6 protein-coding genes are annotated in these 5,723 nt (G+C 72.4%); 3 read left to right on the top strand and 3 right to left on the bottom strand.

Going from position 1 to position 5,723, the window contains the following annotated elements; genetic code table 11:
- The coding region (locus DQW85_RS28860) for a cupin domain-containing protein (protein WP_476703621.1) at window positions 1-272 on the top strand (272 nt) is incomplete at its 5' end.
- A 19-nt stretch (window positions 273-291) separates the two neighbouring features.
- Here the strand turns inward: DQW85_RS28860 and ald are convergent.
- Complete coding sequence (gene ald / locus DQW85_RS28855; protein ID WP_113703011.1) at window positions 292-1,416, bottom strand: alanine dehydrogenase; 1,125 nt, start codon at window positions 1,414-1,416, stop codon at window positions 292-294.
- Between the two features lie 169 nt (window positions 1,417-1,585).
- Here ald and DQW85_RS46110 point away from each other — a divergent pair, with 169 nt between their 5' ends.
- Complete coding sequence (locus DQW85_RS46110; protein ID WP_205315491.1) at window positions 1,586-2,599, top strand: excalibur calcium-binding domain-containing protein; 1,014 nt, start codon at window positions 1,586-1,588, stop codon at window positions 2,597-2,599.
- Window positions 2,600-2,707: 108 nt separating this feature from the next.
- Here DQW85_RS46110 and DQW85_RS28845 read toward each other — a convergent pair whose 3' ends face one another.
- Window positions 2,708-2,941, bottom strand: coding sequence for an EF-hand domain-containing protein (locus tag DQW85_RS28845; RefSeq protein WP_113703010.1), 234 nt, complete (start codon window positions 2,939-2,941; stop codon window positions 2,708-2,710).
- A 134-nt stretch (window positions 2,942-3,075) separates the two neighbouring features.
- Window positions 3,076-5,289 (bottom strand): molybdopterin cofactor-binding domain-containing protein, encoded by a 2,214-nt coding sequence (locus tag DQW85_RS28840; protein ID WP_113703009.1) that lies wholly within the window; start codon window positions 5,287-5,289, stop codon window positions 3,076-3,078.
- 93 nt (window positions 5,290-5,382) lie between these two features.
- Here DQW85_RS28840 and DQW85_RS28835 point away from each other — a divergent pair.
- A partial coding sequence (locus DQW85_RS28835) for a PucR family transcriptional regulator ligand-binding domain-containing protein (RefSeq protein WP_205315490.1) occupies window positions 5,383-5,723 on the top strand: 341 nt, incomplete at its 3' end.

Here is a 5,723-nt window from a genome sequence, read left to right as displayed (position 1 = left end):
CGGCCACCCTGCTCGCCTCCTGCCCCCCGAACGCCCGCCGCGACCTCTACCGGGTCGTCGCGCACCCGGGGGAGCCGCGGCTGTCCTCGCCCCACCAGCCCGGCACCACCGAGCACGTGGTCCTCGCCGCCGGCCGGGCGCTCGCCGGGCCGGCCGGCGATCCGGTGGAGCTGGCGCCCGGCGACTACATGACCTACCCCGGCGACGCCCCGCACGTCTTCGACGCGCTGCTCCCCGGCACCACCGCGGTCTTCGTCATGGAACACATCTGAGCCGCGCAGGCGGCGGTGCTCAGGCGGTGCGGCTGATGACGTCCTCGGGCGGCACCCACTCCATGCCGTGCGCCTCGGCCACCGGCTGGCTGGTCAGGCGCCCCTCGTGCGTGCTCAGGCCGCGCGCCAGCGCCGCGTCCGCGCCCATCGCGCGCCTCCAGCCGAGCTCGGCGATGGCCAGCGCGTACGGGAGGGTCACGTTGGTCAGCGCGTACGTCGAGGTGTGCGGCACCGCGCCCGGCATGTTGGCCACGCAGTAGAACAGCGACCCGTGCACCCGGTAGGTCGGCTCGGCGTGCGTCGTGGGACGGGAGTCCTCGAAGCAGCCGCCCTGGTCGATGGAGACGTCGACCAGCACCGAGCCCGGCTTCATCTGGCTGACCAGCTCGTTCGTCACCAGCTTGGGGGCCCGCGCGCCCGGGACGAGCACGGCGCCGATGACCAGGTCGGCCTCCAGGACCGCCCGCTCGATCTCCAGCGTGTTGGAGGCGACCGTCTGGCAGTGGCCCTGGTAGACGACGTCCGCCTGGCGGAGCTTGTCGATGTTCCGGTCGAGCAGCAGCACCTCGGCCTGCATGCCGAGCGCGATGGCCGCCGCGTTCATGCCCGACACGCCCGCCCCGATCACCACCACGTTCGCGGCGCGCACGCCCGACACGCCGCCCATGAGCACGCCCCTGCCGCCGCCGGAGCGCATCAGATGGTACGCGCCCACCTGCGGCGCGAGCCGGCCCGCCACCTCCGACATGGGCGCCAGCAGCGGGAGCGCGCCGTTCGCCGTCTGGACCGTCTCGTAGGCGACGCCGGTCACCCCCGAGTCGAGCATGGCCGCCGTGCAGGCGTGGGAGGCGGCCAGGTGGAGGTACGTGAAGAGCACCTGCCCCTTGCGCATCCGGTGGTACTCCTCGGCGACCGGCTCCTTCACCTTCAGGATCAGGTCGCCCGTGGCCCACACCTCGTCGGGCCCGTCGAGGATGACGGCGCCCGCGGCCTGGAAGTAGGTGTCCGGGATGGACGAGCCGGTGCCCGCGCCCCGCTCGACGAAGACCTGGTGGCCGTGCCGCACCAGTTCGTGGACGCCCGCCGGGGTGACCGCCACGCGGTATTCGTTCTCCTTGACCTCGCGGGGAACACCGACCTTCATGATCCACTCCCGTCCAGACGGTCGGGCAGAAATTTCGGCACCCTGCCCTTCTTATCTAATCTTGCTCCTGTAAAGCCGTAATGTGAGGATTGTTCGGCTGATTACCTCGCCAAGGCCCGGCCTCGATAAGCTCACCGGCAGCCCGAACATCAGGATGGGGTCGTCAACAATGGACAAGCCGGCGGAGGAGCCGCCTGCCGCACCGGGAAAGGCGCGGGCCAGCAGGCTCACCACCCTCGTGCTGATCGTCTCGCTGGTTCTGGTGGTGGTCGTCGCCGGCGTTCTCGGCACCATCGCCGTCCTCATGACGAGGAGTCCCGACTCCCCGCTCCTGGGCGGCGTCCCGCCGCAACGGCTGCCCACACCCATCCACTTCGCCCCGGTCAGGGAGAGCAAGGCCGCGCCGTGCCCCGGCGCCGAGGCCGTGCTCGACGAGCCGCAGACCACCTGCTACCTGCTGGAGGACGGGGTGACCGTCAACGCCGTGCAGCGGATCGAGGCGGTGCGCGAGAAGAACGGCACCTACTCGGTCCGCATCGCCATCGCCCCGGCGTTCAAGGACAAGGTGGTCCAGCTCATCGACGAGCTGGTGGCCGACCAGCGGCAGGTGGCCGTCGTACTGGTGCCCAAGACCGTGATCGCCGCCCCCGTGGTCACGCAGGCCATGGACGGCGACAGCCTGAGCATCGCGGGCTTCACCCGGCACGAGGCCGAGGCGCTCGTCGTCCGCCTCCTGGGCAGCGCCCCGGCCACGGGCCAGCCGTCCCCGGGCGCTTCGGACCCGAACGCGCCCACCACCGGCGACCCCGGCACGGGCGTGCCGGGCACGGGCAATCCGGGCACGGGCAATCCAGGCACGGGCGTGCCGGGCACGGGCAACCCCGGCACGGCACCACCCGGCACGGGCACCCAGGACCCGGGCCTGTCCGGCACCGGCGCGCCCACCACGGGCCCCGCCACTGGCCCGGCCTCCACTGGCCCGGCCTCCACTGGCCCGGTCTCCACTGGCACCGCGCCCGCCACGATCCGCGGCCGGCGCGTCCCGGACCCCCAGTTCGCGAGCTGCAAGGAGGCGGCGGCGGCCGGCTACGGCCCTTACTACAAGGGCAGCCGCCCCGAGTACGACTGGTACACCGACGTCGACAAGAACGGCGTGGCCTGCAACTCCGCCGACATCCGCTGACCGCGGCCTCCGAACGAGTGCCGCTGACTCCCGTGTGCCGCTCACTCAGGGCGGACGGTCACTCCGGCTGAGACGCGGCCACTGCGGGGGCCGGGGGCAGCGGGCCGGTCAGGCGCGCTCGTGCTTGCCGCCGCCCACCAGGGCGACGAACTCCTCCAGCCCGATCCTGCCGTCGCCGTCGCTGTCGGCCGCCGCGATGAACGCCTCGATCTCCGCGTCGGTGACGCCCTGGCCGCCCAGGGCCTGGTTCACCTGCCTGATCTCGGCCGCCGTCAGCAGGCCGTCGCCGTCGCTGTCGAACCGCTCGAACTCCGCCTTGGCCGCTTCGCGCGCGTCCGTCATCGGATGCCTCCCCCTGGTCGCAGGCTTCACCGGACCGGGCTCCCCGGCCCGGTGTCCCGGCCCGCGATCCCGGACCGGATCGCCGGGCAGGGCCGGTCACTGGTAGGCGGGTCAGGCCGGCCGGGCCGGGCTGGTCACGCCAAGGCGATATCTTCCGGTCTGATCGGAACGCGCGTCAACTTCCGGCCGGTCGCCGCCCGTACCGCCGCCACGATGGCGGGCGTGGACGACAGCGTGGGGGGTTCGCCGGCGCCGCGCAGCCCGTACGGCGCCGCGGGGTCGGGATTTTCCAGGATCTTCATCGTCATGGGCGGCATGTCGAGGATGGTGGGGATCAGGTAGTCGGTGAACGACGGGTTCAGCACCCGGCCGTCACGCATCCGGACCTCCTCCATCAGCGCCAGCCCGAGCCCCTGCGCCGAGCCGCCATGGATCTGGCCCTCCAGAGCCTGCGGGTTGAGGATCCGGCCGACGTCCTGGACGGCGGCCAGCTCCACCACCTTCACCAGGCCCAGCTCGACGTCCACGTCCACCACGGCCCGGTGCACGCACAGGGCGAGCTGGGTGTGCGAGTCGCCCTGCCCGGTCTCGGGATGCATCGGGTACGTGGGCCGGTGCCGGTACTCCCGCGTCTCCTCGATCGGCCCGAACTTCTCCAGCGCCTCGCGCGGAGGCAGCCCCTCGAAGCGGGCGCGTACGGCCTCGCACGCCGCCTTGACCGCGCCGCCCGTGACGTAGGACTGACGGGAGGCGGAGGACGACCCCGCGGAGCCGACAGTGGTGTCGGCCGTCGCCACGGTCACGTCGTCGATGCCCAGCTCGGTCCGGGCGATCTGGGCCTGGACGGTCACCAGCCCCTGGCCCACCTCGGCCGCGGCGGTGTGCACGGTGACGTGCGGCTCGCCGCCGATCAGCTCGGCCCTGACCCTGGCCGTCGAGTAGTCGTCGAAGCCCTCGGAGAAGCAGATGTTCTTGATGCCGACGCCGTACCCGATGCCCCGCCGTACGGACTCGCCGCGGGTGGTCTGCGAGACCCCGCCGGGCAGCGACCGCAGATCCGGCTCCGTGGGACCTGGGCCTTGCGACACGGTCGTGGGAGCGGGGGCGGGGAGGGGCATGGCTTCGAGTTCGCGGAGCATGTCGGCGAGCGGAGCCGGCGAGTCGATCACCTGGCCGGTGATCAGGGAGGAGCCCTGCGAGACGGCGTTGCGGACGCGGATCTCCACCGGTGACAGGCCGCAGGCGTCGGCCAGCAGGTCCATCTGCGACTCGTACGCGTAACACGCCTGCACCGCACCGAACCCGCGCATCGCCCCGCACGGCGGGTTGTTGGTGTAGACGCCGGTCGCGTCCACCCGCACGTTCGGCACCACGTACGGGCCCGCGCCCAGCGAGGCGGCGTTGCCCACGACGGCGGGTGAGGAGGAGCAGTAGGCGCCTCCGTCCAGCAGGATCTCGGCCTTGACGTAGACCAGCCGGCCGTCGCGGGTGGCGCCGTGCTCGTAACGCATCCACGCGGGATGCCGGTGCACGTGGCCGAAGAACGACTCCTCGCGGCCGTACGAGATCTTGACCGGGCGGTTCAGGCGCAGCGCGAGCATGCAGGCGTGCACCTGCATCGACAGGTCCTCGCGGGCGCCGAACGCGCCTCCGACGCCCGACAGCGTCAGCCGCACCTTCTCCGGCGGCAGGCCGAGGCACGGTGCGAGCTGGTCGCGGTCCACGTGCAGCCACTGCGTGGCGATGAAGAGGTCGACGCCGCCGTCCTCGGCCGGGACCGCGAGCCCCGACTCGGGTCCGAGGAAGGCCTGGTCCTGCATGCCGACCTCGTACTCGCCGTGCACCACGATGTCGGCCTCGAACGTGTGACCTACCCGCACCGGCTGGTATCTGACGACATTTCGGGACCTGTGGGGGTCGGTCACCGCCTCGCGCGGCTCGTACTCCACCACGATCGCCGCCGCCGCCCTGCGGGCCGTCTCCGGGTGGTCGGCGGCGACCAGGGCCACCGGCTCGCCCTGGTAGCGCACCTGGTCGATGGCCAGCACCGGCTGGTCCTTGAGCTCCAGGCCGTAGAACTTCTCGCCCGGCACGTCCTCGTGGGTCAGCACGGCGAGCACGCCCGGCATCGCCAGCGCCGGGCCGACGTCGACGGACCGGATCCACGCCGAAGCGTGGGGGCTGCGCAGGGTCACGCCCCACACCATGCCGTCGAGCCACAGGTCGGAGGCGTAGGCGAACTCGCCCGTCACCTTCAGCGTCGCGTCGGGACGCCGCGCGCTCTCGCCGACGCCCCGGCCCCCCACCAGTGACTCGTGCTGCCGCGTGGCACTCGCCGTCTCGGTCATCCTTCGAGTAGAGCACCGCCGCCCCGGCACTCCTATGCGCGGGATGTGAAATCACCGTCCGCACTTGACCTGCGGAGTTGTATATTCCTCCAAGTGCGCATCAGTGACCTCCTGGCCGTCGAGGAGTTCGGCCTGCGGCTCCTCAGCGGCGACCCCGGCAAGGAGTTCCACTCCGTCCACATCACCGACCTGCCCGAGCCCGGCCGCTACCTGTCGGGCGGCGAGCTGGTGCTGACCGGGCTCCTGTGGCGGCACGAGCCCGCGGATTCGGCGCGGTTCGTCAACGCGCTGGCCGAGGCCGGGGTCTCCGCGCTCGGCGCGGGCGCCGCCTGGCTGGGCCACGTGCCCGTCGACGTGGTGGCCGCCTGCGACGCGGCCGGTCTGCCGCTCCTGGAGGTGCCGACCGAGGTCTCCTTCCGCACGCTCGCCGAGCT

The sequence above is a fragment of the Nonomuraea lactucae genome, assembly GCF_003313395.1.
GTDB classification, from domain to species: domain Bacteria; phylum Actinomycetota; class Actinomycetes; order Streptosporangiales; family Streptosporangiaceae; genus Nonomuraea; species Nonomuraea lactucae.
Note: the sequence above shows the minus strand (reverse complement) of the source record. Positions and strands in the feature narration are given on the sequence as shown.

Bases quoted from the DNA above. Each gene is read 5' to 3' on its own strand.
- DQW85_RS46110 (WP_205315491.1), top strand. From the start codon at position 1,586: ATGGACAAGCCGGCGGAGGAGCCGCCTGCCGCACCGGGAAAGGCGCGG.
- ald (WP_113703011.1), bottom strand. From the start codon at position 1,416: ATGAAGGTCGGTGTTCCCCGCGAGGTCAAGGAGAACGAATACCGCGTG.
- DQW85_RS28840 (WP_113703009.1), bottom strand. From the start codon at position 5,289: ATGACCGAGACGGCGAGTGCCACGCGGCAGCACGAGTCACTGGTGGGG.
- DQW85_RS28845 (WP_113703010.1), bottom strand. From the start codon at position 2,941: ATGACGGACGCGCGCGAAGCGGCCAAGGCGGAGTTCGAGCGGTTCGAC.